At 70.2% G+C, this 25,969-nt stretch carries 27 protein-coding genes; 14 read left to right on the forward strand and 13 right to left on the reverse strand.

Going from position 1 to position 25,969, the window contains the following annotated elements; translation table 11 throughout:
• Nucleotides 1–5 precede the first annotated feature (5 nt).
• On the forward strand, nucleotides 6–377 hold the full coding sequence (locus E8D38_RS12985; RefSeq protein WP_140630779.1) for a response regulator transcription factor: 372 nt from the start codon (nucleotides 6–8) through the stop codon (nucleotides 375–377).
• A gap of 86 nt (nucleotides 378–463) precedes the next feature.
• Nucleotides 464–2,512 carry a 3'-5' exonuclease gene (locus E8D38_RS12990; RefSeq protein ID WP_219851737.1) on the forward strand — a complete coding sequence of 683 codons (2,049 nt, stop codon included), beginning with the start codon at nucleotides 464–466 and terminating at the stop codon, nucleotides 2,510–2,512.
• Between the two features lie 31 nt (nucleotides 2,513–2,543).
• On the opposite strand, the gene E8D38_RS12995 is transcribed toward E8D38_RS12990, so the two are convergent.
• Nucleotides 2,544–3,461: an alpha/beta fold hydrolase gene (locus E8D38_RS12995; protein WP_140630782.1), complete on the reverse strand. Its 918-nt coding sequence runs from the start codon at nucleotides 3,459–3,461 to the stop codon at nucleotides 2,544–2,546.
• 75 nt (nucleotides 3,462–3,536) lie between these two features.
• Here E8D38_RS12995 and E8D38_RS13000 point away from each other — a divergent pair, with 75 nt between their 5' ends.
• Both E8D38_RS13000 and E8D38_RS13005 read left to right on the forward strand, forming a co-directional pair.
• Complete coding sequence (locus E8D38_RS13000; RefSeq protein ID WP_140630785.1) at nucleotides 3,537–4,031, forward strand: GNAT family N-acetyltransferase; 495 nt, start codon at nucleotides 3,537–3,539, stop codon at nucleotides 4,029–4,031.
• 60 nt (nucleotides 4,032–4,091) lie between these two features.
• A complete protein-coding gene (locus E8D38_RS13005; protein WP_140630788.1) occupies nucleotides 4,092–4,880 on the forward strand; it encodes a tetratricopeptide repeat protein in 789 nt (262 codons plus the stop codon).
• Here E8D38_RS13005 and E8D38_RS13010 read toward each other — a convergent pair.
• On the reverse strand, nucleotides 4,877–5,626 hold the full coding sequence (locus tag E8D38_RS13010; RefSeq protein WP_140630793.1) for a 2OG-Fe dioxygenase family protein: 750 nt from the start codon (nucleotides 5,624–5,626) through the stop codon (nucleotides 4,877–4,879). The two genes, E8D38_RS13005 and E8D38_RS13010, sit on opposite strands and share 4 nt — an antisense overlap.
• Before the next feature lie 86 nt (nucleotides 5,627–5,712).
• Here E8D38_RS13010 and E8D38_RS13015 point away from each other — a divergent pair, with 86 nt between their 5' ends.
• On the forward strand, nucleotides 5,713–7,431 hold the full coding sequence (locus E8D38_RS13015; protein ID WP_140630910.1) for an acetate--CoA ligase: 1,719 nt from the start codon (nucleotides 5,713–5,715) through the stop codon (nucleotides 7,429–7,431).
• A 27-nt stretch (nucleotides 7,432–7,458) separates the two neighbouring features.
• Here E8D38_RS13015 and E8D38_RS13020 read toward each other — a convergent pair whose 3' ends face one another.
• The gene (locus tag E8D38_RS13020) at nucleotides 7,459–7,695 is read right to left on the reverse strand and encodes a helix-turn-helix domain-containing protein (RefSeq protein ID WP_140630798.1); all 237 of its coding nucleotides are present in this window, start codon (nucleotides 7,693–7,695) and stop codon (nucleotides 7,459–7,461) included.
• A 9-nt stretch (nucleotides 7,696–7,704) separates the two neighbouring features.
• Entirely contained in the window at nucleotides 7,705–8,277 is a 573-nt protein-coding gene (locus E8D38_RS13025) for a DUF2975 domain-containing protein (RefSeq protein ID WP_140630801.1), read from the reverse strand.
• A 69-nt stretch (nucleotides 8,278–8,346) separates the two neighbouring features.
• On the opposite strand from E8D38_RS13025, the gene E8D38_RS13030 reads away from it, so the two are divergent.
• The 6 genes from E8D38_RS13030 (at nucleotide 8,347) to E8D38_RS13055 (ending at nucleotide 12,456) form a co-directional block, all read left to right on the forward strand.
• Nucleotides 8,347–8,979, forward strand: coding sequence for a hypothetical protein (locus tag E8D38_RS13030; RefSeq protein ID WP_140630805.1), 633 nt, complete (start codon nucleotides 8,347–8,349; stop codon nucleotides 8,977–8,979).
• 63 nt (nucleotides 8,980–9,042) lie between these two features.
• The gene (locus E8D38_RS13035) at nucleotides 9,043–10,104 is read left to right on the forward strand and encodes an aldo/keto reductase (protein ID WP_140630809.1); all 1,062 of its coding nucleotides are present in this window, start codon (nucleotides 9,043–9,045) and stop codon (nucleotides 10,102–10,104) included.
• A 5-nt stretch (nucleotides 10,105–10,109) separates the two neighbouring features.
• Entirely contained in the window at nucleotides 10,110–10,598 is a 489-nt protein-coding gene (gene ybaK / locus E8D38_RS13040; RefSeq protein WP_140630813.1) for a Cys-tRNA(Pro) deacylase, read from the forward strand.
• A gap of 23 nt (nucleotides 10,599–10,621) precedes the next feature.
• The gene (locus E8D38_RS13045; protein WP_140630816.1) at nucleotides 10,622–11,395 is read left to right on the forward strand and encodes an FRG domain-containing protein; all 774 of its coding nucleotides are present in this window, start codon (nucleotides 10,622–10,624) and stop codon (nucleotides 11,393–11,395) included.
• Nucleotides 11,396–11,446: 51 nt separating this feature from the next.
• Nucleotides 11,447–12,100: a glycerol-3-phosphate 1-O-acyltransferase PlsY gene (gene plsY, locus E8D38_RS13050; RefSeq protein ID WP_140630819.1), complete on the forward strand. Its 654-nt coding sequence runs from the start codon at nucleotides 11,447–11,449 to the stop codon at nucleotides 12,098–12,100.
• The gene (locus E8D38_RS13055) at nucleotides 12,100–12,456 is read left to right on the forward strand and encodes a RidA family protein (protein WP_140630823.1); all 357 of its coding nucleotides are present in this window, start codon (nucleotides 12,100–12,102) and stop codon (nucleotides 12,454–12,456) included. The genes plsY and E8D38_RS13055 overlap by 1 nt, the downstream gene beginning before the upstream one ends.
• A gap of 11 nt (nucleotides 12,457–12,467) precedes the next feature.
• Here E8D38_RS13055 and E8D38_RS13060 read toward each other — a convergent pair whose 3' ends face one another.
• The 9 genes from E8D38_RS13060 to E8D38_RS13100 form a co-directional block, all read right to left on the reverse strand.
• Nucleotides 12,468–12,929: an acyl-CoA thioesterase gene (locus tag E8D38_RS13060; protein ID WP_140630828.1), complete on the reverse strand. Its 462-nt coding sequence runs from the start codon at nucleotides 12,927–12,929 to the stop codon at nucleotides 12,468–12,470.
• A gap of 8 nt (nucleotides 12,930–12,937) precedes the next feature.
• A complete protein-coding gene (locus E8D38_RS13065; protein WP_140630835.1) occupies nucleotides 12,938–13,573 on the reverse strand; it encodes an L-threonylcarbamoyladenylate synthase in 636 nt (211 codons plus the stop codon).
• A gap of 229 nt (nucleotides 13,574–13,802) precedes the next feature.
• Nucleotides 13,803–14,759, reverse strand: a complete 957-nt coding sequence (locus E8D38_RS13070; protein WP_140630839.1) for a DMT family transporter — start codon at nucleotides 14,757–14,759, stop codon at nucleotides 13,803–13,805.
• The gene (locus E8D38_RS13075) at nucleotides 14,759–15,637 is read right to left on the reverse strand and encodes a 3',5'-nucleoside bisphosphate phosphatase (protein ID WP_140630842.1); all 879 of its coding nucleotides are present in this window, start codon (nucleotides 15,635–15,637) and stop codon (nucleotides 14,759–14,761) included. Before E8D38_RS13075 ends, E8D38_RS13070 begins: the two co-directional genes overlap by 1 nt.
• A gap of 81 nt (nucleotides 15,638–15,718) precedes the next feature.
• Nucleotides 15,719–16,939, reverse strand: a complete 1,221-nt coding sequence (locus tag E8D38_RS13080) for a PQQ-dependent sugar dehydrogenase (RefSeq protein ID WP_140630846.1) — start codon at nucleotides 16,937–16,939, stop codon at nucleotides 15,719–15,721.
• 118 nt (nucleotides 16,940–17,057) lie between these two features.
• Nucleotides 17,058–18,203, reverse strand: coding sequence for a PQQ-dependent sugar dehydrogenase (locus E8D38_RS13085; RefSeq protein ID WP_140630848.1), 1,146 nt, complete (start codon nucleotides 18,201–18,203; stop codon nucleotides 17,058–17,060).
• A 101-nt stretch (nucleotides 18,204–18,304) separates the two neighbouring features.
• The gene (locus tag E8D38_RS13090) at nucleotides 18,305–20,203 is read right to left on the reverse strand and encodes a DUF6600 domain-containing protein (protein WP_181179112.1); all 1,899 of its coding nucleotides are present in this window, start codon (nucleotides 20,201–20,203) and stop codon (nucleotides 18,305–18,307) included.
• Between the two features lie 112 nt (nucleotides 20,204–20,315).
• Complete coding sequence (gene recJ, locus E8D38_RS13095; protein ID WP_140630856.1) at nucleotides 20,316–22,034, reverse strand: single-stranded-DNA-specific exonuclease RecJ; 1,719 nt, start codon at nucleotides 22,032–22,034, stop codon at nucleotides 20,316–20,318.
• Nucleotides 22,035–22,052: 18 nt separating this feature from the next.
• Entirely contained in the window at nucleotides 22,053–22,982 is a 930-nt protein-coding gene (locus E8D38_RS13100) for a hypothetical protein (protein ID WP_140630859.1), read from the reverse strand.
• Nucleotides 22,983–23,109: 127 nt separating this feature from the next.
• On the opposite strand from E8D38_RS13100, the gene E8D38_RS13105 reads away from it, so the two are divergent.
• Genes E8D38_RS13105 through lolD form a run of 3 tightly spaced genes read left to right on the forward strand, consistent with a single transcriptional unit; the run spans nucleotide 23,110 to nucleotide 25,851 of the window.
• Nucleotides 23,110–23,859 carry a hypothetical protein gene (locus tag E8D38_RS13105; protein WP_140630863.1) on the forward strand — a complete coding sequence of 250 codons (750 nt, stop codon included), beginning with the start codon at nucleotides 23,110–23,112 and terminating at the stop codon, nucleotides 23,857–23,859.
• A 32-nt stretch (nucleotides 23,860–23,891) separates the two neighbouring features.
• Nucleotides 23,892–25,148, forward strand: coding sequence for a lipoprotein-releasing ABC transporter permease subunit (locus E8D38_RS13110; protein WP_140630869.1), 1,257 nt, complete (start codon nucleotides 23,892–23,894; stop codon nucleotides 25,146–25,148).
• Entirely contained in the window at nucleotides 25,141–25,851 is a 711-nt protein-coding gene (gene lolD / locus E8D38_RS13115; RefSeq protein ID WP_140630873.1) for a lipoprotein-releasing ABC transporter ATP-binding protein LolD, read from the forward strand. Before E8D38_RS13110 ends, lolD begins: the two co-directional genes overlap by 8 nt.
• Nucleotides 25,852–25,969: the final 118 nt, after the last annotated feature.

The following is a 25,969-nucleotide window of genomic DNA, read 5'->3' on the forward strand; positions in this document are numbered from 1 at the left end:
TTCACATGACCAAGAAGACCATCCTGATCGCCGACGACGAGCCCAACATCGTGATCTCGCTCGAGTACATGCTGCAGCAAAGCGGCTACGACGTGATGGTGGCGCACGACGGGCAGGAGGCCGTGGAGGCGATCGCCAGGCGCGTGCCCGACCTGCTGCTGCTCGACATCATGATGCCCAGGCTGTCCGGCTACGACGTGTGCCAGAGGATCCGCGAGAGCGAAGCCTGGCGGGACATCCGCATCGTCATGCTGTCGGCCAAGGGGCGGGAGGTCGAGATCGCCAAGGGCCTTGCGCTCGGCGCCGATGCCTACGTCACCAAGCCGTTTTCCACCCGGGAGCTGCTGACGCAGATCCATGCGCTGCTGGGGGACTGATGGGGCCGGGAGGCGGCAGGTTCGCGCTCTGGCTGGCGGCGTGCTGTGCCTTTGTCTTCGCCGTACTGCTGCTGGCGGGCGCGGCCTTGTGGCTTGACCTCGACGAGCCGGAGCGGCAGGCGCTTGCGGCCATGCTGCGGCCGCGCCTCATGCTCTTCACCCTGCTGGCGCTGCTGCTGCCGTTTGCGGTGGGGGCCGCGCTGCGCTGGTGGTTCATGGCCTACCCCGGTGCCGCCGCGCGGCTGGCGGCGGAGCTGCGCATCATCCACACGGTGAACCCGGCGCATCGAGTGGGCGCCGAAGGCGGGCCGGAGATGCAGCGGCTCGCGTCGGCCGTCAATGCCTTCGCGCAGGACCATGAGGCGCTGCGCACCGAGGTGGAGACGCGCATCGCGTTGTCGGGCGCCCACCTGCTGCAGGAAAAGAACCGCCTGGCGGCGTTGATGTCCGAGCTCGCGCAAAGCGTGATCGTGTGCAACGCCGAGGGCCGGGTGCTGCTCTACAACGCGCAGGCCGCGCGCCTGCTGGCGCCGGGCGGCCCGGCGTCGAGCGCTTCGCCGGTGGGCCTCGGGCGCTCCATCTTCGGCATCCTCGACAAGGGAGTGGTCGTGCATGCGCTGGAGCAGGTGACTCACCGCCTCGAGCAGCAGGTGCCGCGCGCAGTGGCCCACTTCGTCACGCTGCGCGACGGGCAGCTGCTGCGCGCCACGATGGCGCCGGTGCTCGGCGCCGAGCGCAAGCTCGACGGCTTCGTGCTGGTGCTCGAGGACATCACGCGGGCGGTGGAGGCCGACGGCCGGCGCGACCAGCTGCTGCGCCAGCTCACCGAGGGCACTCGCGCGCCGCTGGCCAACATCCGCGCGGCGGCGGAAACCATCGAGCAGTACCCGGACATGGACGCCGCGCATCGCGAGCGCTTCACCGCGGTGATCCTCGACGAAGCCGAGCGGCTGTCGCTGCGGCTCGACGAGTCGGCCGCGGTGGCGGCGGACTCGCTGGCTTACTGGCCGCTCGAGGACATGCAGGCCGGCGACCTGGCCTTTGCGCTGCAGCGCAACTTCAAGAACAGCGTCGGCGTGGCGGCCCATGTGCGCGAGCCGCAGCCGCCGCTGTGGCTCACCGTCGACAGTCATGCGCTGGTGCAGGCACTCACCCACGTGATGGGCAACATCACGTCGGCCCACCATGTGCGCCATGTCGAGATCGACATGGCCGCCGAGGGGCGGCATGTGCGCCTGTCGCTGCGCTGGAAGGGACCGGCGCTCGCCTCCGAGGCGCTGCGGGCCTGGGAAATGCAGCCGTTCTCCATCGAGCAGCCGGCCGCCACGCTGAAGGAGGTGCTTGCACGGCACGGCGGCGAATGGTGGTGCCGCAGCGACCCGGCCCGGGGCGAGAACCAGCTGTGCGTGCAGCTGCCCGCGCTTCCGCCCGAGAGTGCCGCCCCGGCCGCTGCGCCGCCGGTCCAGGAGCGGCCGGTGTACTACGACTTCGACCTCTTCAGCCAGCCGGGGCAGACGCCCGAGCTCGACGGGCAGCCGCTGTCGGCGCTCGCGTACACCGTGTTCGACACCGAGACCACCGGCCTCGACCCGTCGGGCGGCGACGAGATCATCTCCATCGGCGCGGTGCGCATCGTCAACGGCCGGCTGCTCCGGCACGAGACCTTCGAGCAGCTGGTGAACCCGCGCCGGCCGGTACGTGCCGAGTCGCAGCGGGTGCATGGCATCTCGTCGGCCATGCTCGCCGGGCAGCCGGTCATCGAGCAGGTGCTGCCGGCCTTCCACCGCTTCGCCGAAGACACCGTGCTGGTGGCGCACAACGCCGCCTTCGACATGCGCTTCCTGCAACTGAAGGAGGCGCAGACCGGCGTGCGCTTCGTGCAGCCGGTGCTGGACACGCTGATGCTCTCGGCGCTGGTGCACCCCGGCCATGCCGATGCCGAGCACCGTCTCGAGGAGATCGCCCGCCGCCTGGGCGTGGAGGTGATGGGGCGCCACACCGCGCAGGGCGATGCCCTGGTGACCGCCGAGGTGTTCGTGAAGCTGCTGCCGCTGCTGGCCGAGCGCGGCATCCGCACGCTCGGGCAGGCGCGCGAGGCGTCGCGCAAGACGGTGTACGCCAAGCTCGCGTATTGACCGCGAGCGTATTGACCGCGAGCGGATCCGGTCAGGCGAGGAACGCTTCCAGCCGCCGCGCCAGCACTTCCGGCTGGTCGTGATGCAGCATGTGGCCGGCGTCGGCCAGCACGTGCCGCTCGACGCGGCGCACCACCGCCAGCCGTTCGTCGAACTCGCTGCGCGGGTATCGGTTGCCCCACCACTTGCTCACGTCGGTGGCATCGCCCTCCACCCACAGCACCGGCGCCTGGATCTGCGCCCAGCAGGCGAGCACTTCCTCCACGCGGTAGAGCACCGGGTTGGTCCGTTTGTGCGCCGGGTCGCCGAGGATGCTCCAGCGGCCGCCTTCCTCCTCGCGCGACCAGTGCGGGGCCAGCCAGGCGGCCCGTTGCGGCGACAGCCGCGGGTTGTTCTGCCGCAGCCGCTCGGCCACGGCGGCCAGGCTGTCGTAGTCGCGCAGGCGCTGCGGTTCCTTCAGCTCGTCGAGCCATTGCGCATAGCGCCGCGGCGCCTCGGCCGGCCGGGTCTGCGGCATGCCGAAGCCTTCGAGGTTGACCAGCCTGCGGATGCGTGCCGGCCGGATGCCGGCATACATCATCGCCACGTTGCCCCCCATGCTGTGGCCCAGCAGGTCGATGGCCTGATGCCCGGGCAGCAACGCGTCGAGCAGGGCTTCGAGGTCGCCCAGGTAGTCGGGGAACCAGTAGCTGTCGGCGGCCGGCGCCTCTGTGAGGCCGAAGCCGCGCCAGTCCGGCGCGATGACGTGGCGGTCCTGCGCCAGGGCATCCACCACGAACTGGAACGAGGCGGCCACGTCCATCCAGCCGTGCAGCATGACCAGCGGCGGCCGCTCGGGGGGGGCCCGTTCCGGCGCGCCCCAGGTCAGCACGTGGTAGCGCAGGCCCCGCACGGGCACGAATCGCGAGGCCGCGCGGCGGTGGGCGGTGTAGGTGGGCTCGGACTGCATGCGGCGACTATAGGGGTGTGGTGCGTTTTTTGTGTCCCGCCGGCGTCACCAGCGGCGGTCCGCCAGAATGCACGCATGACCCAAGCAACCGACTACACCCTGCGCGCCGCCGAGCCGCGCGACCTGCCGGACCTGGTGTGCCTGATCGCCGCGCTGGCCGACTATGAAAAGCTCACCCACCTGTTCGACGCCACGCCCGAGAAGCTGGCGCTGCACCTGTTCGGCGACAAGCCGGTGGTCGAGGCGATGGTTGCCGAAGTGGCCGACGGATCGGTGGTCGCCTTCGCGCTGTACTTCACCAACTTCTCGACCTTCCTGTGCCGGCCGGGCCTGTACCTCGAAGACCTGTTCGTGCTGCCCCAGCACCGCCAGCTCGGCATCGGCCGCGCGATGCTGCAGGCGCTGGCCAGGCTTGCCGTCGAACGCGGCTGCGGCCGTTTCGAATGGAGCGTGCTCGACTGGAACGAGCCGGCGATCCGCTTCTACGAAAAGATGGGCGCCACGGTGCTGCCCGACTGGCGCATCTGCCGCATGACGGGCGAGACGCTGGACGCTTTTGCACGCGGGTGAGCGGTGAAGGCAGCCGCTTTCGCCGCTTGTTTGCTGGCTGCCGTGGGAGGAGGACGGGCAATGGCGCTGGACGTGAACTCGATGTGGGACTACGAGCGGCCCGGGCTGAGCGAACAGCGGTTTCGCGAGGCGCTGGCGGAGGCCTCGGGCGACGACGTGCTGGTGCTGCGCACCCAGATCGCGCGCACCTTCAGCCTGCGCGGCCGCATCGACGAGGCCCATGCCGAACTCGATGCCATCGAGCCGCAGCTGGCCGCGGCCGGTGCCGAAGCGAAGGTGCGGGCGCTGCTCGAACGCGGCCGCACGCTGCGCTCGGCCAAGCAGCCGGCGCTGGCGCGTCCGCTGTTCATGCAGGCCTTCGAAAGGGCCGATGCGGCCGGGCTCGAATACCTGGCGGGCGACGCGCTGCACATGGTCGCGCTGGTCGAAAGCAGCCTCGAAGGTCAGGTGGAGTGGAACCGCCGCACCGCGCAGTACGCGAGCGGGGCCGGCGACCCGGCCGCCCGGCACTGGGAGGCCGGGGCCTGGAACAACCTGGGCGTGGCCTTGAACGAAGCCGGCCGCCATGCCGAGGCGCTGGCCGCATTCGAGCAGGCGCTGGCCGCCCACGAGCGCACGGGCAAGCCCAACACCGTCCGCATCGCGCGATGGATGGTGGCGCACACGCTGCGCCTGCTGGGGCGCACCGATGAAGCATTGGCGCGGCAGCTGGAGCTCGAGGCCCAGTGGCAGGCGGCGGGCGAAACCGACCCCTATGTGTACGAGGAGCTGGCGGCGCTGTACGAGGCCAGGGGAGATGCGACGCGCGCGGCCCGCTACCGCGGCATGCTCGAACAGGCCAAGCGTTAGGAGCCGGGCGTCTGGAAGCCACCCGCCCGGTAGGTGAGCACCAGCGTGTCGCGCCAGCCGCGCTCGCCTTCCGGCTGGATCGGCGTGCTCTCATGGATCACCCGGGTGTCGTCGAGCAGCAGTGCCGTCCAGGGCTGCTCCAGCGTGAAGCGCACGCCCATCGGGCCTTGTGCATCGAACACGCGGGATTCGCCGCCGCGCACGCCGTGCCGGCCGATCAGCACCACCGCCACGAAGTCGACACCGTCGCGGTGTGCGCCTTCCGGCGTGGGCCGGCCAACGCCGTCGGTCGTGTCGATGCGGAACGGGTGCGCCTCGATGAACCAGCGGTCCTGACCCGACACCTGGGCGAACAAGGCCCCCAGGCTCTGCACCAGCCGCTGCCAGGCCGGCATGGCCGACAGCGCCGGGTCCATGGGCTCGAACCAGCGCTCCATGCCGCCATGCAGCGCGTTGTAGGTGGTGGGCTGCCAATGCGCGCGGTGCGGCGTCTGTGCAAGGGCGGTCGGCGCGATGTCCTGCACGAAGCAGCTGTGGCGGCGGTAGCGGTAGCGGCCGCCGTCCTTCAGGTGCGCATCGGGCGGCAGGTCGTCCCAGAAGGGCTTCATCGCGTCCAGTTCGGCCGGCGGCACCGCGGCCAGGCTGCTCAGGGCGGCCGGGGTGAGGGTGCAGAAACCCTGCTCGCGCAGGCGCTCGATGGCGGTGTCGCGGCGCAGCGGCGCGCCCAGGTCCACGTGCAGGGGCATATAGGGAAACTTTCAGGTTCTTGGAAGCCACGCGAGGCTAGCATGCAGCCGAGGAGACAGCCTTGAACGACAACAAGACCGCCGCGATGCCGCAGCAGCCCGACCACCATGCCCGCATGCACCGCGACTACCGCTGGCATGTGCCGGCCCTGTTCAACATGGCCGACGCCTGCTGCGGCCGCTGGGCCCGCGATGCGAAGTCGGCGCGCGCCACCGCCGTGTTCTACGAGCACGAAGACGGGCGCACCGCGAGCATCACCTATGGCGAGCTGCAGGCGCAGGCCAGCCGGCTGTCGCATGCGCTCGAGCGGCTGGGCGTGGAGCGCGGCGACCGGGTGGCCATCGTGATGCCGCAACGCATCGAGACCGCGGTGGCGCACATCGCCATCCACCAGATGGGCGCGGTATCGATGCCGCTGTCGATGCTGTTCGGCCCCGATGCACTGGAGTACCGGCTGCAGAACAGCGAGGCGGTGGTGGCCATCGCCGACGAGACCTCCATCGACAACCTGCGTGCGGCGCGGGCCCGCTGCCCGGCCCTCGCACAGGTCATTGCGGTGGGCGGCGCCGCTGGGCGGGGCGACGCGGACTGGACCACGCTGCTTGCGCGCGAGCCGGCCTTCTATGCCGGGGTGGACACCCGGGCCGACGAGGGGGCGGTGCTCATCTACACCAGCGGCACCACCGGGCCGCCGAAGGGCGCGCTCATTCCGCACCGCGCGCTCATCGGCAACCTGCCGGGTTTCGTGTGTTCACAGAACTGGTATCCGCAGGAGGACGCGGTGTTCTGGAGCCCGGCCGACTGGGCCTGGACCGGCGGGCTGATGGATGCGCTGCTGCCGGTGCTCTATTTCGGCAAGCCCATCGTGGCCTACCAGGGGCGCTTCGATGCGCAGCGCGCCTTCGACCTGATGCAGCGCCACGGCGTGACGCACAGCTTCCTGTTCCCCACCGCGCTCAAGGCCATGATGAAAGCCGTGCCCGAGCCGCGCAGGCGCTACGACTTGAAGTTGCGTGCCCTGATGAGCGCCGGCGAGGCGGTGGGTGATGCGGTGTTCGACTGGTGCCGCGCGCAGCTCGGCATCACCGTGAACGAGATGTTCGGCCAGACCGAGATGAACTACATCGTCGGCAACTGCGCGATGAACGGCGACGGCTCGCGGGGCGTCGGCTGGCCGGCCCGCCCCGGCAGCATGGGGCGTCCCTATCCCGGCCACCGGGTGGCGGTGATCGACGACGACGGCAACGAATGCCCGCGCGGGACGCCGGGCGACGTGGCGCTGCACCGGCTCGACGTGCATGGCGAACCTGATCCGATCTTTTTCGTGGGCTACTGGAAGAACGAAGGCGCCACCGCGGCCAAGTTCACAGGCGACCCGAGGAACTCCTGGTGCCGCACCGGCGACACGGCGGTGATGGATGAAGACGGCTATCTCTGGTACCAGGGCCGCAGCGACGACGTCTTCAAGGCGGCGGGCTACCGCATCGGGCCCAGCGAGATCGAGAACTGCCTGGTCAGGCACCCCGCGGTGGCCAATGCGGCGGTGGTGCCCAAGCCCGACAGGGAGCGCGGCGCCCTGGTCAAGGCCTATGTGGTGCTGTCGCCGGGCTTCACCGGCACGCAGCAGCTGGTCGAAGAGCTGCAGCAGCATGTGCGCGGCAAGCTCGCGCCTTACGAGTACCCGAAGGAGATCGAGTTCATCGACGCCCTGCCGATGACGACCACCGGCAAGGTGCTGCGGCGGGTGCTGCGCCAGCAGGAAGAAGCGCGCGCGGCGGCGGCCGCCGGCACGGCGCACGCCTGAGGGCAGCACAAGAGCCAAGCCAGGCGCTCAGGCGTCGGTGTCCGGCGCGGCCGGCTGCGGGCCGGGGCGATATTCCAGCAGGTCGCCCGGCTGGCATTGCAGCACTTCGCAGATGCGCGCCAGCGTGTCGAAGCGCACGCCGCGCACCTTGCCGCTCTTGAGCAGCGAAACGTTCTGCTCGGTGATGCCGATCTGCTCGGCCAGCTCGCGCGATCGCATCTTGCGGCGGGCCAGCATCACGTCGAGATTCACCACGATGGGCATGGCGGTCGCTCAGACGAACTCGGCGTTCTCGGCCGCCAGCCGCACCGCTTCCCGCATGACGCTGGCGATCGCCAGCAGCACCGCACCCATCAGCAGCGTCAGGTAGTCGTCGCTCGACAGGCCCACGGCGAGCAGGCGCTGCCCCGGCGGGCTGTTGAAGGTGAGGGCCACCGACATGAGCGCGCCGGTGAGCGGCTTCACCAGGCACAGCGACATCAGCACCAGCGCAAGGCGCCGCAGGCGCAGCGCGGCGGCGGTGGTGAACACCTCGCCGCGCGCATAGCCGCCGAACAGCTGCCACACCTGCCACAGCCCGAACCAGGACACGAGCAGCACCGGCAGCAGGGCCGCCGCCGCGAGGGAGCGGGTGGCCGGCGTGGGGTCGACCGTGCGGTGCTCGAGCCCGGGCACGCGCAGGGCCACCAGCGCCAGGAAGTCCGGGCTCATCAACAAGGCGGCGGGCAGTGCCACGAGTGCCAATGCGGCCCAGGCCACCAGCAGCCGCACACCCAGCGCAGTGCGGCGCATGTGCAGCAGGCCGGCGGGGGCGGCCGGGGCGGATAGGGGGGCGGCTGTGTTCATGGCGAGTGTTGCTGTACTTCAGACAAAAATTAATGTAAAACGATAAAAACTGATCGTCAAGGAAGATTCGTGGACAAGTCAGAAATCCGCCGTGCCGTGGCCTTGCTGTGCCTGGCGATGACCCTGGCCGTGCTGCTGCTGGCCGCCGGCTGCACCCAGTTGCCGCTGCGTTCGCTTTGGGCCTTGCGGCAGTTCGACATGGAAACCTTCGACCCCGCCCAGCTGCGGGCCGCGGCGCTGCTGCCGCAGGGGGTGCAGCTCGAGGGCGAGGGCGTGGCCCTCGACCTGAAGCTCGAGCGCGGTGCCACCGGCGAGGTGCTCGAGCAGCGCCTGTGGATGCGGCCGGTGCCGCCGGCGGGTGCCGCGCTGCCGCCGGCGGGCGGCCGGCAGGGCCACTGGGTGGCGCTGCGGTTGTCGGATGCCGACGTTGCGCGGGTGCGGGCCTTGCGCGAGCAGGCCCGGGCCTGGAAGCAGCAGCAGCCGGCGTCGGCGGGCCAGGGGGGCAAGAAGAACAGCCTGACGCTGAAGCTGCATCCCCAGCTGTGCCGCGACGGCGTTGTCGGTTCGAAGCGCCTGCGGGTCTCGGCCTGGCTGCGCTGGGCTGCCGACCCGGGCGACGTGCTCATGCTCGACGAGGCCGACATCGACGAGATGTGGAAGGACCTGCCGAAACCTCTGCCCGCCTGCGGCAACCCCGGCTGAGCGCCGACCCGCGCCGGGCGCTTGCGGCAAACTCTGCGCCGCAACCCTCCACTCCTCCCTTCCATGGACCACACCACTCTGGGCGCGAGCGACCTCAAGGTCAGCCGCATCTGCTTGGGCACCATGACCTTCGGCGAACAGGTGGCCGAAGCGCAGGCCCACGAGCTGCTTTCGCATGCGGTCGATCGCGGCATCAACTTCATCGACACCGCCGAGATGTACTCGGTGCCGGCGCGGGCCGAGACCTATGGCGCCACAGAGGCCATCATCGGCAACTGGTTCGCCCGCAATCCCGGCCGGCGCGAGCAGGTGGTGCTCGCCAGCAAGGTGGCCGGCCCGGCACGCGGACTGAACTGGGTGCGCGGCGGCGCCAGCAACGTGACCGCCACCGACATCGTGGCCGCCTGCGACGCCAGCCTGAAGCGCCTGCAGACCGACCGCATCGACCTCTACCAGATCCACTGGCCGGTGCGCAACGCGCCCAGCTTCGGCGCGCTGTATTTCGACCCGTCCAAGGATTCCGAATACACCTCGGTGCACGAGCAGCTCGAGGCGCTGGCCACGCTGGTGAAGGCCGGCAAGGTGCGCCACATCGGCCTGTCCAACGAAACGCCCTACGGCCTGCTGGAATTCGTGCGGGTGGCCGAGCAGCATGGCCTGCCCCGGGTGGTGAGCGTGCAGAACGCCTACTGCCTCATCAACCGTGTGGTGGACAACGGCCTCGACGAGGCGCTGTATCGCTCGCACGTATCGCTGCTCGCGTATTCGCCGCTGGGCTTCGGCCTGCTGACCGGCAAGTACGACGACGTCGGTCTCGACACGCCCGGGCAGCAGCCCGGACGCATGGCCCTGTTCGAGCAGTTCAGGAAGCAGCGCTGGGGCCGGGCGGAATCGCTGGCCGCGGCGCGGCGCTACAACGCCCTGGCGCGCGAGCACGGCCTCACGCCGGCGCGTATGGCGCTGGCCTTCTGCTACACGCGCTGGAGCGTGGCCAGCACCATCATCGGCGTCACCGGCCGGGCCCAGCTCGACGAGAACATCCAGGCCTGGGGCACGAAGCTGTCGCCCGAGCTGCTGGCCGGCATCGACGCGATCCGCTGGCAGCACCGCGACCCAGCCCAGTGAGCGCCATGGCCCGGAAAGACCACGCCAGCGAAACCCCCGCCACGCAGTTGCTGCGCCGCGAGAAGGTGGCCTTCACCGAGCACCTCTACGACTACGTCGATCGCGGCGGCACGGCCGAGTCGTCGCGCCAGCTCGGGGTGGACGAGCATCACGTGGTGAAGACGCTCGTGATGCAAGACGAGAGCGCCAGGCCGCTCATCGTGCTCATGCACGGCGATTGCCAGGTGAGCCTGAAGAACCTCGCGCGCGAGATCGGCTGCAAGAAGGTGGAGCCGTGCGCGCCCGAGGTGGCGCAGCGGCACAGCGGCTACCTGGTGGGCGGCACCTCGCCCTTCGGCACCCGCAAGGAGATGCCGGTGTATGTGGAACACAGCGTGCTCGAACTCGAGAAGATCTACATCAACGGCGGCCGCCGCGGCTACCTCGTGGGCCTGGCGCCGCAGGTGCTGAGCACGCTGCTCGGCGCGCGTGCGGTGCGCTGCGCGGCGTCCTGAACCACACCACAGGAGTGCGGACCATGGAAGTCATCACCGTCGAAAGCTGGGAAGACTTCCAGTCGTGCACCGACGAGCTCGACGGCTGGGCCTTCCGCGGCCAGACGCATGCCGACTGGCCGCTGGTGAGCTCGCTCACCCGAAGGCTGCAGGCGTTCTGTCCTGACGAGGACCAGTGGCCGCAGCGCGAGGAGCGCGCGGTGCGCATCTTCCGTCGCAAGGCTCACAACTACCTGAGCGACCGCGAGGTGGTGACAGACACGCTGCGCTGCCTGGCGCTGATGCAGCACCATGGCGCGCCGACGCGCCTGCTGGACTTCACCAAGTCGCCCTTCGTCGCCTCCTTCTTCGCGCTGGAGCGCGCCATGCAGGACGCCTGCGTGTTCGCGCTCAACACCCGCGCGTTGTGGAGCGCCACGCCGGGCTTCGATGCGAGCCTCACCCGCGACAAGATCGACCCGCGCGTGGGCCGCAACTTCGAGCGCTACTTCGCCCCCAACGTGCACCCGGTGCTGTGGTTCGGCGAGCCGGCCGAGATGGACCGCCGGCTGGTCGCGCAGGCCGGCCTGTTCGTCGTGCCGGGGCGGCTCGACCTCACGCTCGACGAGGTGCTCAGCCACTACGGCCCGCCGGCGGCGCTGCTGAAGAAGATCGTGCTGCCCAAGGGCCTGCGCGAGCGCGCGATGCACGCGCTCTACCGCATGAACATCACCTATGCCACGGTGTTCCCCGACCTCGACGGGCTGGCCGCGTCGATGGGCTACGAGCTCGAGGTGATGTGGGGAACTTCCCCGTGAGGCGCGCGGAGCGCCGGCAGTAAACTGCCGCGCCTTCTTCGCGATCGCGCCATGAACGAAACCCTGCTTTCCCTGCTGGCGGTGCTGGCCGCCTACCTGATCGGCTCGCTGTCGTTTGCCGTCATCGTGAGCCGCGTGTTCGGCCTGGCCGATCCGCGCAGCTATGGTTCCAAGAACCCCGGCGCGACCAACGTGCTGCGCTCGGGCAACAAGAAAGCGGCCATCCTGACGCTGGTGTTCGATGCCTTGAAGGGTGTCGTGCCGGTGCTGCTGGTGCAGTTCTACGGGCCGCGTTTCGGGCTGGGCGAGGGCACCGTGGCCATGGTCGGACTGGCGGCCTTCCTGGGCCACCTGTGGCCGGTGTTCTTCAAGTTCGAAGGCGGCAAGGGTGTGGCCACGGCGGCCGGCGTGCTGCTCGCCTTCAATGTGTGGCTGGGCCTCGCGACGCTGGCCACCTGGATCGTCGTGGCCTTCGTCTTCCGCTATTCGTCGCTCGCCGCCCTGGCGGCGGCCGCGCTCGCGCCGCTCTATCAGCTGCTGATCTGGGGCGCGGGCCCCCTGGCCGCGGCCATCGTGGTGATGAGCCTGCTGCTCATCTGGCGCCACTCGGCCAACATCCAGAAGCTGCTGGCGGGCACCGAAAGCAAGCTGGGGCAGAAGGCGCACGGCGCCGCGCCCGGCACCAAGACCAAGGGAGCCAAGTGATGAGCAAGAGCGCAGTGCAACGCTTCGACGTGGGCGCGCGGCTGTCGGAAATGGCGGTGCACAACGGCGTGGCCTACCTCGCCGGGCAGGTGCCCGAAGACGCCACGCAGGACATCCGCGGCCAGACGGCCCAGGTGCTGGCCTGCGTCGACGCGCTGCTGGCGCGCGCCGGCACCGACAAGACCCGGCTGCTGATGGTGCAGATCTTCCTGGCCGACCTGGCCGACTTCGAAGGCATGAATGCCGTGTGGGACGCCTGGGTCGCCCCCGGCCACACGCCGCCGCGGGCCACGGTGCAGGCCCGCCTCGGCAAGCCCGACTGGAAGATCGAGGTGGTGGCGACGGCGGCCGTCTGACGGCCTGTGCTTCAGCTGCCGCGCGAAGCGGCCAGCTGTGCCTTCACCTTCTCGGCCAGCGCCTGAGCTTCGGGCGACTCGGGCGCGAAGGGCTCCACCGGCAGCGGCCGGCCGTGCGAATCGACCGACACGAAGACGATCAGGCATTCGGTGGTGGTGTGCAGCCCGCCGCCTTTCATGTCGCCCGAGCGCACCTCGACGGCGATGTTCATGCTGGTGCTGCCGGTGCACACGAGCCTGGCTTCCACCTCGACCAGGTCGCCGATCATGATGGGCCGGTGGAAGCGGATGCCGCCCACGTAGACCGTCACGCAGTAGCGCTTGGCCCAGCTGGTGGCGCAGGCATAGCCGGCTTCGTCGATCCACTTCATGACGGTGCCGCCATGCACCTTGCCGCCGAAGTTGACGGTGCTCGGTTCGGCAAGGAAGCGCAGGGTGATCGACGCGTTGTTGTTGTTGCTGCTGCTGGGCATCGGGCAGGTCATTCAGTGGAACCAAGCCCGAGTGTCGCAGGATCGCCCCGGCCCAGGCGCACCAGCACCGGCTCGTCGTGCGTGAGATCCACCACGGTGGTGGGCTCCATCGGGCAGGCACCGGCATCGACGACCGCCTGGATCTGCTTCTCGAACCGGGCCCGGATCTCGACCGGGTCGTTCATCGGCTCTTCCTCGCCCGGGCCGATCAGTGTGGTGGCCAGCAGCGGCTGCCCGAACAGCGCGAGCAGCTCCTGCGTGACACGGTGGTCGGGCACCCGAAGGCCGATGGTGCGGCGCGACGGATGCGACACGCGGCGGGGCACTTCCTTCGTGGCCTCGAGGATGAAGGTGTAGGGCCCCGGTGTGGCGTGCTTCAGCAGCCGGTACTGGCGGTTGTCGACCCGCGCGTAGCTGGCCAGTTCGGACAGGTCGCGGCACAGCAGCGTGAGATGGTGCTTCTCGTCGACCTGGCGCAACTGCCGCAGCCGCTCGGCCGCTCCCTTGTCGTCGATGTGGCACACCAGCGCATAGCTCGAATCAGTGGGGATGGCGACGATGCCGCCGCCGTGCAGGATCTGCCCAGCCTGCTTCAGCAGCCGGCCTTGCGGGTTGTCGGGGTGGACTTCGAAGAACTGGGCCATGGAGGCATTTTCGCTGCGGCGTTTGCGGCGCCATTTGGGCAGCCCGAACCCAGCCTCCACCCCCGCGGGCAGCGGCAGGGCCGGCGCGGGGCCGGCGGGAACGAGGGTCGGGCTGAACATGGCACTTCAGGTGCAAGCAAACGGAATACCCGGATTCGGCGCTCATCGCGCAAGGAATGCAACGACCCTGGCGGGACGCAGAGACTTTGGTCACCGGCGGGGGCGGGTGTCAGTCCCCGACCGCCGCGTCGGCGGCCACCACCGAGTCGGGCGCACGGCGGGCTGCCGCCTCGCGCACGTTGAGCCACACCGAGGCGGCGCCGCAGGCGGCGATGACCAGCATGCCCAGCAGCGCGAAGCCGTCGGGCACGTGGCGGAACACCAGCCAGCTCACGCCCATGGCGCAGGCGATTTGCGTATAGGTGAACGGCATCAGCACCGACATGGGAGCCACGCCGAGCGCCAGGATGAGGAAGAGGTGCCCCACCGTGCCCATGGCGCCGATGAGCACCAGCAGCGCCCATTGCAGGCTGCTGGCCTGCCGCAGCGGCGGCAGGATGTCCACCGGGCTCAGCCACAGCGCGAGCGAGAGCGCCACGGTGCCCACGAGCCCGGTGTAGAAGTGGGTGGTCAGCGGATGCTCCAGCGACGCGAGCCGGCTGGTGAGCACCTGGAACACGCCGTAGGCGCAGGCCAGCGCCAGCGGAAAGGCCGCCGCCCAGCCGAACAGGCCGCTGCCGGGGCGGATGATGATCAGGGCGCCGCCGAACCCGCCCAGCACCAGGGCCCAGCGGGGCAGCGACACGTGCTCGCGCATCACTGCGGCGGCCAGCAGCGTCACCACCACCGGCGTGAGCATGGCCACCGCGGTGAACTCGGCCACCGGCATGTGCTGCAGCCCGTAGAACGACAGGGAACTGGTCGACAGCAGCAGCGCGCCGCGCACCGCCTGGAACTTCGGGTGGGCGGCGCGGAACAGGTGCTCGCCGCTGCGCAGCCGCTTCCATGCGAGCCACACGCCCATCACCAGTGCCTGGAATGCGTAGCGGGACCACAGGATCACGAGCACCGGCAGGAAGGCGCCGAGGTACTTCACGCTGGTGTCCAGCGTGGCGAAGCACAGCGCCATCATGAGGATCAGCGCGATGCCCAGCGCCGGGCGCGAGCGCCGCCAGCCCGGGTGCATCACGGACGCGCGATGCGCTCGGCGAGCGCTTCCCACACGGGGGTGAGCTGTGCGGGCAGCGGAGGGAGGGTGCCGAGGTCGATTCGGCTTTCGGTGGGTGCGTGGAAGTCCGAGCCGCGCGAGGCCAGCAGGTCGAACTCGAGCGCGGTGCCGGTGTACTTCGCCGCATCGGCGCTGCTGTGGCTGCCGGTCACCACCTCGACGCCGCGGCCGCCGTGGGCCTTGAACTCGGTGAAGAGGGCGTATTCCTCGGTGGGGGTGAACTTGTAGCGCCCCGGGTGGGCCACCACCGCCAGGCCGCCCGACTGGGTGATCCAGCGCACCGCATCGCCCAGGCCGGCCCAGCGGTGGGGCACGAAGCCGGGCTTGCCTTCGGTGAGGTAGCGCCTGAACACCTCCGGCGTCGAATCGCACACGCCGATCTCGACCAGGTAGCGGGCGAAGTGGGTGCGCGAAATGAGGTCGGGGTTGCCCACGTACTTGAGGGCGCCTGCATAGGTGCCGGGAATGCCGGCCTTGGCAAGGCTTTCGGCCATTTCGCGCGCCCGGCGCTCGCGCCCGCCGCGGGTGGCATCGAGGCCGCTGGCCAGCTGCGGGTCGTCGATGTCGATGCCAAGTCCGACGATGTGCACCGTCTCGCCGGCGAAGGTGACCGAGATCTCCACGCCGCTCAGGTAGCTCATGCCCAGGGCCAGCGCGGCTTCACGGGCGGCATGCTGGCCGCCGATCTCGTCGTGGTCGGTCAAGGCCCACAGCTGCACGCCGTTGGCGGCCGCGCGCGCCGCCACTTGCTGCGGACTCAGCGTGCCGTCCGACACGTTGGAATGGCAGTGCAGGTCTGCGTTGAGGGGGGAGGCGAGGGGAGCGGGGGCGTTCACGCATGCATTCTAGGAGCCGGCCCCCGGGCGCGGCGCCCTGGGGGCACTGCCTCGCCGGGAGGCCGGACAGGCAGGCGGCTGCTATCGATCGATGCGGATCAGCTTGCCGCTGTCGGTGAGCAGGTAGATCCAGCCGTCCGGGCCCTGCTTCACGCAGCGGATGCGTTCGCCCAGGCTGGCGAACAGCTCCTCACGCGAGGCTTCTGCGTTGCCGTTGAGCGCCACCCGCCACAGCGCGGTGCCGGCCAGGGCACCGAACATCGCGTTGCCCTCCCATTCGGGGAACTTGTCGCCGGTGTAGAAGATGAGCCCCGCCGGCGCTATCGAGGTGGGCACCCAGTACGACACCGGCTCGGCGAACTGCGGCGCATGGGTGCCGCCGCCGATGGCGCAGGCGGTGCCTACCGGGTCGCCGTAGTTGCAGCCGTAGCTGCGCAGCGGCCAGCCGTAGTTGAGGCCGGGCTGCACCCGGTTGAGCTCGTCGCCGCCTTGCGGGCCGTGTTCGTTGATCCACAGCTCGCCGGTGGTGGGGTGGATGGCCGCGCCTTGCGGATTGCGGTGGCCGTAGCTCCAGATCTCGGGCCGTGCCTGGGTGCCGAGGTTCGGGTTGCCGGTCGGCACGGTGCCGTCGCGGTTGATGCGCACCACCTTGCCGAGCAGGCCGGTGAGGTCCACCGCCGGCGCCCCGAGCTGGCGCTCGCCGAGCGTGACGAACAGGGTGCCGTCGCCCCGGAAGGCGAGGCGGCTGCCGAAATGGGCGTCGCCTTCGACCTTGGGCACCTGCTGGAAGATGCGCTCGAGGTTCTGCAACTCGTTGTTGACCAGCCGCGCCCGCGCCACCGCGGTGCCGGCCTTGCCGGCATCGGCGCCGGTGCCGGCTTCCGAGTAGGTGATGTAGACGAGCTGGTTGGTCGCGAAGTCCGGGTCGAGCGCCACGTCGAGCAGCCCTCCCTGGCCGGCCGACACCACCGCCGGCACGCCGGTCACGGTGGCCGACTGGCTGGTGCCATCGGCGCTCAGGATCACCATGCTGCCGGCCTTCTGTGTGACGAGCATCCGCCCGTCGGGCAGGAAGGCCATGCCCCACGGGCTCGAGAGGCTGCCGTAGAGGGTGGTGGCCTTGGGCGGGCCGGGGGGCGGTGGCGGCGGGTTGGGCGAGGGCGGCGAGGGCGCCGGGCTGTCGTCTCCACCGCCTCCGCAGGCGGCCAGCACGCTGCTCGTGGCCAGCCACAAGCCGAACAGACGCTGCAGGCTGGCGCGTCGCTGCGCCAGTGCCGTACGAGGCATGTCGTTGTCGTTCATGGACTTCACCGTGTCATCACGTCGTGGTTGCCCCGGCTCCGCTGTTACAGGACTCTAGGCGTTTCGATGTTCACCCGGTGATGACAGACCCTGTGAGGTCAGCAACTCATTGCAACCTTCAGGTATCCAGGCGCAACAGGCGTCCATCGTCGCTGTCGGTCAGCAGATAGAGCCAGCCGTCCGGCCCCTGCCGCACGTCGCGGATGCGCTCGCCCAGGCCGGTGAGCAGGCGCTCCTGCCGGACCACCTTGCGGCCCTCGAGCTGAAGGCGCGCCAGCAACTGGCCGCGCAGTGCCCCGACCACGAGGCTGGCCTGCCAGCCGGGGTAGCGGTTGCCGGTGACGAAGGCCATGCCGGACGGCGCGATCGACGGCACCCAGTAGGTGAGCGGCTGTTCCATGCCAGCCCTGTGGGTGCCTTCGCCGATCTTGCGGCCGCTGCCGTATTCGGCGCCGTAGGTGATGACCGGCCAGCCGTAGTTCTTGCCGGCCTCGGCCACGTTGACCTCGTCGCCGCCCTGCGGGCCGTGCTCATGGGTCCACAGCTCGCCCGTGGCGGGGTGCAGGGCGGCACCCTGCACGTTGCGGTGACCCAGGCTCCAGATCTCGGGGCGGGCATCGGCCTGGCCGACGAAGGGGTTGTCGCGCGGCACGCTGCCGTCGGCCTCGATGCGCACGATCTTGCCGTGGTGGTTGGACAGCACCTGGGCGTCGTCGCGGCGGGAATTGCGGTCGCCCAGGGTGACGAAGAGGCGGCCGTCGCGGGCGAACACGAGGCGCGAACCGAAGTGGTAGGTGCTCGCGAACTTCGGGGCCTGGCGGAAGACCACCTGCACGTCGCGCAGCCGGGTCCCGTCGAGCCGCCCGCGGGCCACCGCGGTGCTGTTGCCCCCCAGCGCATCGGGCTCGGCATAGCTCCAGTAGACCCAGGCGTTGTCGGCGAACTGCGGATGCAGCACCACGTCGAGCAGACCGCCCTGTCCGCGCGCGTCCACCGGCGGCAGGCCTTCGAGCGCGCTGCCCGTGCCGTTGCGGATGTCGAGCAGGCGCATGCGGCCTGACCGCTCGGTCACCAGCACCCGGCCGTCGCGCGCAAAAGAGGGCAGGAAGGCCATGCCCCACGGGTGGTCGAGACCCCGCGCGACGGTGGCGACCTTGGCTGCCTGAGCGCCGGCAGTGGGCGCGAAGCCAAGCGCAAAGGACGCGGTACTGAGCGCGGCAAGGGCGGTGCGGCGTGTGACGGAGGACTCAGGTGTCGATGGCATGGCGCAACCCGTCTCTGGTTGTGGGCGGAAAAGCCGAGTCTCAGAAAGCACAAAGGCCCGACGTGGCGTTCGGGCCTTTGAGCGTGGCGCGCGGCGCAGGTTCAGCGCCGCATCTCGGAGCCGCGTTCGCCGCGCTCACCCCGATCGCCGCGATCGCCGCGCATTCGGAAGTCCTTGTCGGGCTGGCCTTGCTGCGGCGGTTGCTGCACCTGCGGCGGGCGGGCCTGCGGCTGGGGAGGCGGCTGCATCTGCGGTGGAGGCATCCCCCGCGCCGGGGGCTGGGCCTGGAGCGGCGGGTTCTGGTTGAGCGGATTGCCGCGCGGCGGCATCTGCGGTTGCGGCACCGGCTGGGGCTGCATCTGCGGCTGCGGCTGCACGGGCCGCGGCATCGTCATCTCCGGCTCAGAGCGGTCGCGCCAGACACGTCCGTTGCGCCAACCGGCGCCGTCCGGTTGCTGCCCCCGCGGATCGGGCACCGGCATGGCGCGCGGCGGCTGCACGCGCCCCGGGTGCGGCTCGAGCGGATTGCCGCGTGGCTGGGGTTGCGGCAGCGGCTGGATCTGCGGCTGAGGCTGAGGCTGCTGCGGCGGTGGCTGTTGCGGTAGCTGCACGATGCCGGCCGACTGACCGGGCTGACGTTCGGGCATGCGGATGTCGCGGTCGAACTGCGGCCGGGGCGGGCGCTGCTCGCCCGGGCCGCGCACGATGCGGGCAGGCGGGGCCACCGGCTGCAGTTCGCGCACCGGGGTCACCTGGTCCAGCGGCGCGCCGCCGCGGCGGATCGGGTCGCGGAAGCCGCGGCCCGGCACGGCCGTGCCGCCACGCTCGATGTTGGTGTTGATCGACACCCCGGCGGGCGGCCGGTTGATGATCCCCTGGTTGAGGCTGGCGTTGTAGCGCACGCTGCTGATGTAGCGCGGCTGGTAGGCGTGCCAGGGCGCCAGCGGGTACCAGCCCACGTAGCCCGGCGAACCCACGTTGACCGAGACGCTCCAGCCCGGGCGGCCGACCCAGCCCACCAGGGCCGGTGCGTAGACCGGACGTGCGACATACGCGCCCGGCCACCAGCACCAGCGGGTGCCGACGTACACCCAGCGGCCATAGTGGAACGGGGCAAAGCCCCATGGCGCCTCGTCCACCCAGGTCCAGCCCCAGGGGGACACCCAGCGCCAACGGCCGTGGCGGTAGGGCGCCCAGCCGGCGACCACCACGCGCGGCACCCACACGGTGCCGTAGGTGGGGTCGCTGACCCAGTCGCCGTGGGCATCGAGGTCCTCGTAGCCGGTCATGTAGGGCGACACGTACCGCGTGGAGGCGGCGTCGCGCAGGCGTTCATCGCGGCGCAGCGACCACTCGTCGAAGGCGGTGGCCACCGCGTCGCCGTAGTTGAGCTGCCCGCCGTCGGGGCTGATGTCGAGCGAGCGACCTTCGCGCAGCGACAGCGAATTGCCGCCGGCGTAGACCATCGCTTCGCCGCGGAAGCTCGTGACCCGGATGGGTCCGCCTTCGCTGCCTTCGAGCCGGTAGCGGCCCGGCGAACGCAGCTCCACGTTGCGGCCGCCGCTCTGCACGGTGAGCGTGTCCTTGAACTCGTTGTTGTGCAGCCGCACGGTGAGCGTGCCGCGCTCGAGGCGTACGGTGGTGTGATGGTCGTCGAGCTGCTCGAACACCAGCTCGGAATGTTCGTCCAGGCGCAGTGCATGCGGGCCGAAGCGCACTTCGGCGCGGCCATCGTTGCCGGTGCGCAGCTGCGAATGGGAGGTCACCACGTCATTGACGTCGGCGTCGTCCCAGTCGGTGTCGCCGTCCTCGTCGGTGCGCCAGATCAGCACGTCGCCCTGAGCCACCGACAGGCGCCCGGCGATGCTGGGAACCTCGCGCACTTCGGGGGCGCGCTGGCTGCTGCCCGGCGGGTAGTGAGGCTGTGCCTGAGGTGCACGCGGGGCGACCACGCAGCCGGTCAGCAGGACGCCGGCGGCAAGCCACGCAACATGGCGCATCAATGTCTCCAAATGCGGTTTGCTCCGCTTCATTCTGAACGCCGCAGCACCACTCGTGTTGACAGGGTGAGCCTCGGCGCGCCGTGCAAAGAATTGTTTCGCGCGTGACCTGTCACGAATCGGCGACACCTTCGATCACCATCTGCAATCGCTGCTGGCCGTTGAATTCATCGAGGCTCAGGCGGTAGGCGACGCGGGCGCGGCCGGGCAGCGGCTCAGAGCGGCCGAACCAGATGCCTTCGCGCAGCTGGCCGTTGTGGCGCAGCGTCAGCTTGAGATGCCGTTCGCCCACCAGTCGCTGGCTGACGACATCGACGGTGTCGCAAAACAGCGGCGGATCGAACGACGGCCCCCACACGGCAGCTTCGAGCGCCTGCACCACCGGCGGCGCGAACCACTGCGCGTCGAGCGGGCCGTCGGTGGCCAGCGTGCGGGTCAGCGTGGCAGCGTCGAGCCACTCGCGCGCCACCGCATCGAAGGCCTGCTCGAAGAGGTCGAAGTCCTCCTCGGCCAGCGTGGCGCCGGCGGCCATGGCATGGCCGCCGAACTTGCGCAGCAGCTGCGGATGGCGCTTGCTCACGAGGTCGAGCGCGTCGCGCAGGTGAAAGCCGGGGATGGAGCGGCCGGAGCCCTTGAGCAGCCCGTCGCGGCCGAGCGCGAACACGAAGGTCGGGCGGTGCAGCCGGTCCTTGAGGCGCGACGCGACGATGCCGACCACGCCCTCGTGGAACTCGGGGTCGAAGATGGCCACGGCCGCCGGCGGCTCACCCTCGGGCATCAGCATCTCGACCATGGCCTCGGCCTGCTCGCGCATGCCCGCTTCCACCTCGCGCCGCTCACGGTTGATGGCGTCGAGCTGCAGCGCGAGTTCGCGCGCCCGCTCCTCGTCGTCGGTGAGCAGGCATTCAATGCCCAGCGTCATCTGCTCGAGCCGGCCGGCCGCGTTGATGCGCGGCCCCAGCGCGAAGCCGAAGTCGAAGCTCACGGCACGCGACGGATCGCGCCCGGCGGCACTGAACAGCGCGCGCACGCCCGGCTGCATGCGGCCCGAGCGGATCCGCTTCAAGCCCTGCGCCACGAGGCGGCGGTTGTTGGCATCGAGCTTGACCACGTCGGCCACCGTGCCCAGCGCCACCAGGTCGAGCAGCGTGTCCAGGCGCGGTTGCGCGTCCGCCGCGAAGGCGCCGCGCTCGCGCAGCTCGGCGCGCAGGGCCAGCAGCACGTAGAACATCACGCCGACACCGGCGATGCACTTGCTCTCGAAGCCGCAGTCCGGCTGGTTCGGGTTCACGATCACGTCGGCTGCAGGCAGCGTGATGCTGTCGTTCACCAGCGCGGGCAGGTGGTGGTCGGTGACCAGCACCTTCATGCCCGCCGCCCGGGCGTGCAGGACGCCCTCCAGGCTCGCGATGCCGTTGTCCACGGTCACCAGCACGTCGGGGCGGTGCTCGCGCGCGAGGTCCACGATGGCCGGCGTGAGGCCGTAGCCGTGGATGGCGCGGTCGGGCACCACGTAGCTCAGGGTTCCCGGCCGGGCGCCCAGCAGCTTGAGCCCGCGCAGGGCCACGGCGCAAGCGGTGGCGCCGTCGCAGTCGTAGTCGGCCACCACGCAGATGCGACCGCCGGCGGCCAGTGTGTCGGCCAGCAGCCTGGCGGCCGCCTGCGCGCCATGCAGCGTGGTTGGCTGCAGCAGCAGGGCCAGCGAGTCGTCGAGCTGGTCGGCCTGGGCAATGCCGCGGGCGGCGAACAGGCGCGCCAGCAGGGGATGCACGCCGGCCTGTTCGAGCGCCCAGGCGTTGCGCGGCGGCACGTCGCGGATGGTGATCTTCATGGGTTCGTTGTGATCCGGTCAGATTGCTTGCAGGGCTTCGGCCACCGACGGGCGCTTGAAGCGCGCCGCCAGCCCGGCCAGCCAGGAGCGCGGCGAGCCCTCGTAGCGCTGGGCGTGGCGTTCGCCGGCCAGGGTGAGCTGCACGTTTTCGCCGCGCCGGGCGCGCAGCAGCAGATCGCGCAGCGGGCCGGCGTCGACGGCCTGCCAGGCCTGGGCCCAGGCGGTCCAGTCGTCCTGCAGGGCCGGCGTGCGCAGGCTGTCGACGAGCACCGGCTCGGCTTGGCTTTCAGGCTGTCGCATGCCGCAGCCGCTCAGCCAGATGCTGTTGACGGCGGGCAGGCCCGCGGCCTCGCGCGTTTCGTTGACCGGGTGCTGGTAGAGCAGCATCTGCACCTCGCTCATCAGGCGGCGCAGCGTGGCCGCTTCCGGGCGGTCGGGCATCCACAGGTCGGGGTTGCGGCCGATCACGCGGTCGAGCGATGCGGTGGGCAGCTCGGCCAGCGACTCGTGGGCCACGTACCAGCGCGTCGGCGCGCCCCACACCAGCACCCAGCCGTCGCCTTCGAAGAGCGGCCGCAGCGCTTCCATCAGCTCGCGCGACACCGCTTCGTCGAGACGAAGCGCCTGCGGGTCACCCATCGTGATGTGGTCCGGGCCCACGTGCCAGTGAAGCGGGCTCAGCAGGCCCCAGGCCAGGTCGCCGGTGACGATGCCGTCCTGCGCGGCGGCACGTGCGGCCCAGGGCAGCTGGCCATCGCCGCCGGCCAAGCCCAGAGCCGCAGCCAGCGCGCATTCATGCGGGGTGGAGAGGCTGTATTCATCGCCTTCCGTGCGCTGGGTGGGCGCCAGCAGCGCCAGCAGGCGCTCGAGGTGCGGCAGCGAAGGCTCCTGCAGCGCCTGCCGGTTCGGCGCCGCTGCCGACGACGCGAAGGGAATCATCAGGTGCATGGGCGGCGATTATCCGGGCGCCCCGCCTTTCGGGGGGCCGGCCGGACCAGCCGGCCGCGTCAGAATGCCGAGTCCGGAGCACCGGCGGCTCCAGAACCAAGAACATTGCTTTCACGAAAACCGAGTCATGCGAAACCTGCTTGTCGCTGTCGTTGCAACACTGTGCCTTTCGAGCGCGAGCCTGGCGGCAACGCTCGAAGAGGACGTGCAGCGCTACCTGCGCGTCTTCGAGGGCGACCAGTCGCTGCATGCTGACGCAGCGGCTTCGCTGGCGTGGATGGGTTTGTCCGACCCGCGCCTGTTCGACCTGCTCGAACGCCGAGTCCTTGAGGACTACCCGGCGGGCAATTCGGACCGCCTGCAGCGCGAGCGCGTGGCGCGGTACATGCGTGCGCTGGGCTGCTCGGGGCAGGCCAAGTACGCCGGCACCCTTTCCATGTTGCTGCAGGAGCCCATGTACAGGCGGTACGCAAGCGACGCCCTGGCCGACCTGGAGCGCTATGAGCGTTGGAATCCCCTGATCTCCGACCGCGGAAGCTTTCGCCCCGAATACTCCGACGAAACCAACCGCTTGCTGAACATGTTGCGCAGCGACGATCTGAGGCTGCTGCGGATCGCGGCCAAGCGGATCCACTTTACCGAGGACTTCGAGCCAGTCGTGCTTGACAGGTTGGCGCAGCGTTTGCGCGCAGTGGTTCCCCAGGCCGGAAGCAGCCGCGAGAACGACGACGCGGTTGCGTGGATGGTCAAGGCGCTCGGGAGCTCGAAGGACGCGCGCTTCAGGCCGCTGCTCGAGGAGGTGATCGATGTCTCCCGGTCCGGCACGGCAACCCACAGTCATGCCACCCGCGTGCTGCAGCGGCTGCCGGTCCGCTGAAGTTGGCGACCCTCGGTTAGCATGCTTGCCCCATGAACCTTCCCTACGAGCTGCGCGTCGGCTGGCGCTACACCCGCGCCGGCCGCACCGGGCGCCGCAACGGCTTCATCTCCTTCATCTCGGGCGTGTCCATGCTGGGCATCGCGCTCGGCGTGGCCGCGCTCATCATCGTGCTGTCGGTGATGAACGGCTTCCAGAAGGAAGTGCGCGATCGCATGCTGTCGGTGATCGCCCACATCGAGGTGTTCGATGCGCAGGGCGGTGCGCTGCCCGACTGGCGCGCCACGGCCGCCGCCGCTCGCCTCAATCCGCAGGTGGTGGGCGCGGCGCCGTTCGTCGCGGCGCAGGCCCTCATCGCCCGCGGCGACGACATGCGCGGCGCCGTAGTGCGCGGCATCTCCCCCGACGATGAAGCCACCGTGACCGCGCTGGCTGCGCAGCTGAAGGACACCACGCTCGCCCGCCTGACCCCGGGGAGCTGGGGCGTGGTGCTGGGCGGCGAACTGGCACGCGGCCTGGGAGTGCGCGAAGGCGACCAGGTCACCATCGTCACGCCCAGCGGCCAGGTCACGCCGGCCGGCGTGGTGCCCCGGCTCAAGCAGATGACGGTGGTGGGCACCTTCGAGGCCGGCCACTACGAATACGACAACGGCCTGGTGCTCATGCACCTGGACGACGCGGCGCGGCTTTTCCGCGTCGGCGGGCCGACGGGCGTGCAGCTCAAGCTGTCCGACCAGCAGCAGGCGCGCACCGTGGCTGAGGAACTGCAGGTGTCGCTCGGCCGCAGCGTTTGGGTGCGCGACTGGACGCGCACCAACCGCAACTGGTTCGAGGCGGTCAAGATCGAGAAGACGATGATGTTCATCATCCTCACCCTGATCGTGGCGGTGGCGGCGTTCAACCTCGTGTCCACGCTGGTGATGACGGTGACCGACAAGCGCGCCGACATCGCCATCCTGCGCACGCTGGGCGCGAGCCCGCGGTCCATCATGGGCATCTTCATGGTGCAGGGCGCAGCCTCCGGAATCATCGGCACGCTGGGCGGCCTGGCGCTGGGCCTGGCGGTGGCATTCAACATCGACGTCATCGTGCCGGCCCTGGAGCGGCTGCTCAACGCCAGCTTCCTGCCCAGCAGCGTCTACCTCATCAGCAAGATGCCCAGCGACCCGCAAAGCAGCGACATCGTGCCCATCACCATCATTTCGCTGCTGCTGGCCTTCGTGGCCACGCTGTATCCGAGCTGGCGTGCGAGCCGCGTGCAGCCGGCGGAGGCGCTGCGCTATGAGTGACGACAACACCGCGCGCGACGTCGTCCTGCAAGGGCAGGGCCTGACCCGCCGCTTCCACGAAGGCGGCCGCGACGGGCTCGACGTGACCGTGCTGCAGGGCGTGGACCTCGCCGTGACGCGCGGCGAGACGCTGGCCATCGTCGGCGCCTCTGGTTCCGGCAAGAGCACGCTGCTGCACCTGCTGGGCGGGCTGGATGCGCCCACTGCCGGCCGCGTGCAGCTGATGGGCCGCGACTTCGCGAGCATGAACCCCGCCGAGCAGGGCGTGTGGCGCAACCGGCACCTGGGCTTCATCTATCAGTTCCACCACCTGCTGCCGGAGTTCACCGCGCTCGACAACGTGGCGATGCCGCTGATGATCCGGCGCATGACGCGGCATGACGCACGACAGCAGGCGGCGCAGATGCTGCAGGCCGTGGGCCTGGCGCGGCGCCTGATGCACCGGCCGGCCGAGCTTTCAGGCGGCGAGCGTCAGCGGGTGGCCATTGCGCGGGCGCTGGTGGCCCAGCCGGCCTGCGTGCTGGCCGACGAGCCCACCGGCAACCTCGACCGCGAGACCGCGCACACCGTCTTCGAGCTGATGCTGCAGCTGGCGCGCGAACGCGGCACCGCGTTCATCGTGGTGACGCACGACACCGCGCTGGCCGCGCGCTGCGGGCGCATGCGCAAGCTCAACGGCGGGGTGCTGCAGGCGCAGCCCTAGGTGTGATGTTCCACAAGGTTGTTCATCCGTCCCTGCTCTGGGATGCTGGTGTTTCCACACGCCCAGCAACTCGGATCAGGAGAACGGATGAACAGCCACAAGCATGCGAGATTGACGC

The sequence above is a fragment of the Methylibium rhizosphaerae genome, from assembly GCF_006386545.1.
Classification (GTDB): Bacteria; Pseudomonadota; Gammaproteobacteria; order Burkholderiales; family Burkholderiaceae_C; genus Pseudorivibacter; species Pseudorivibacter rhizosphaerae.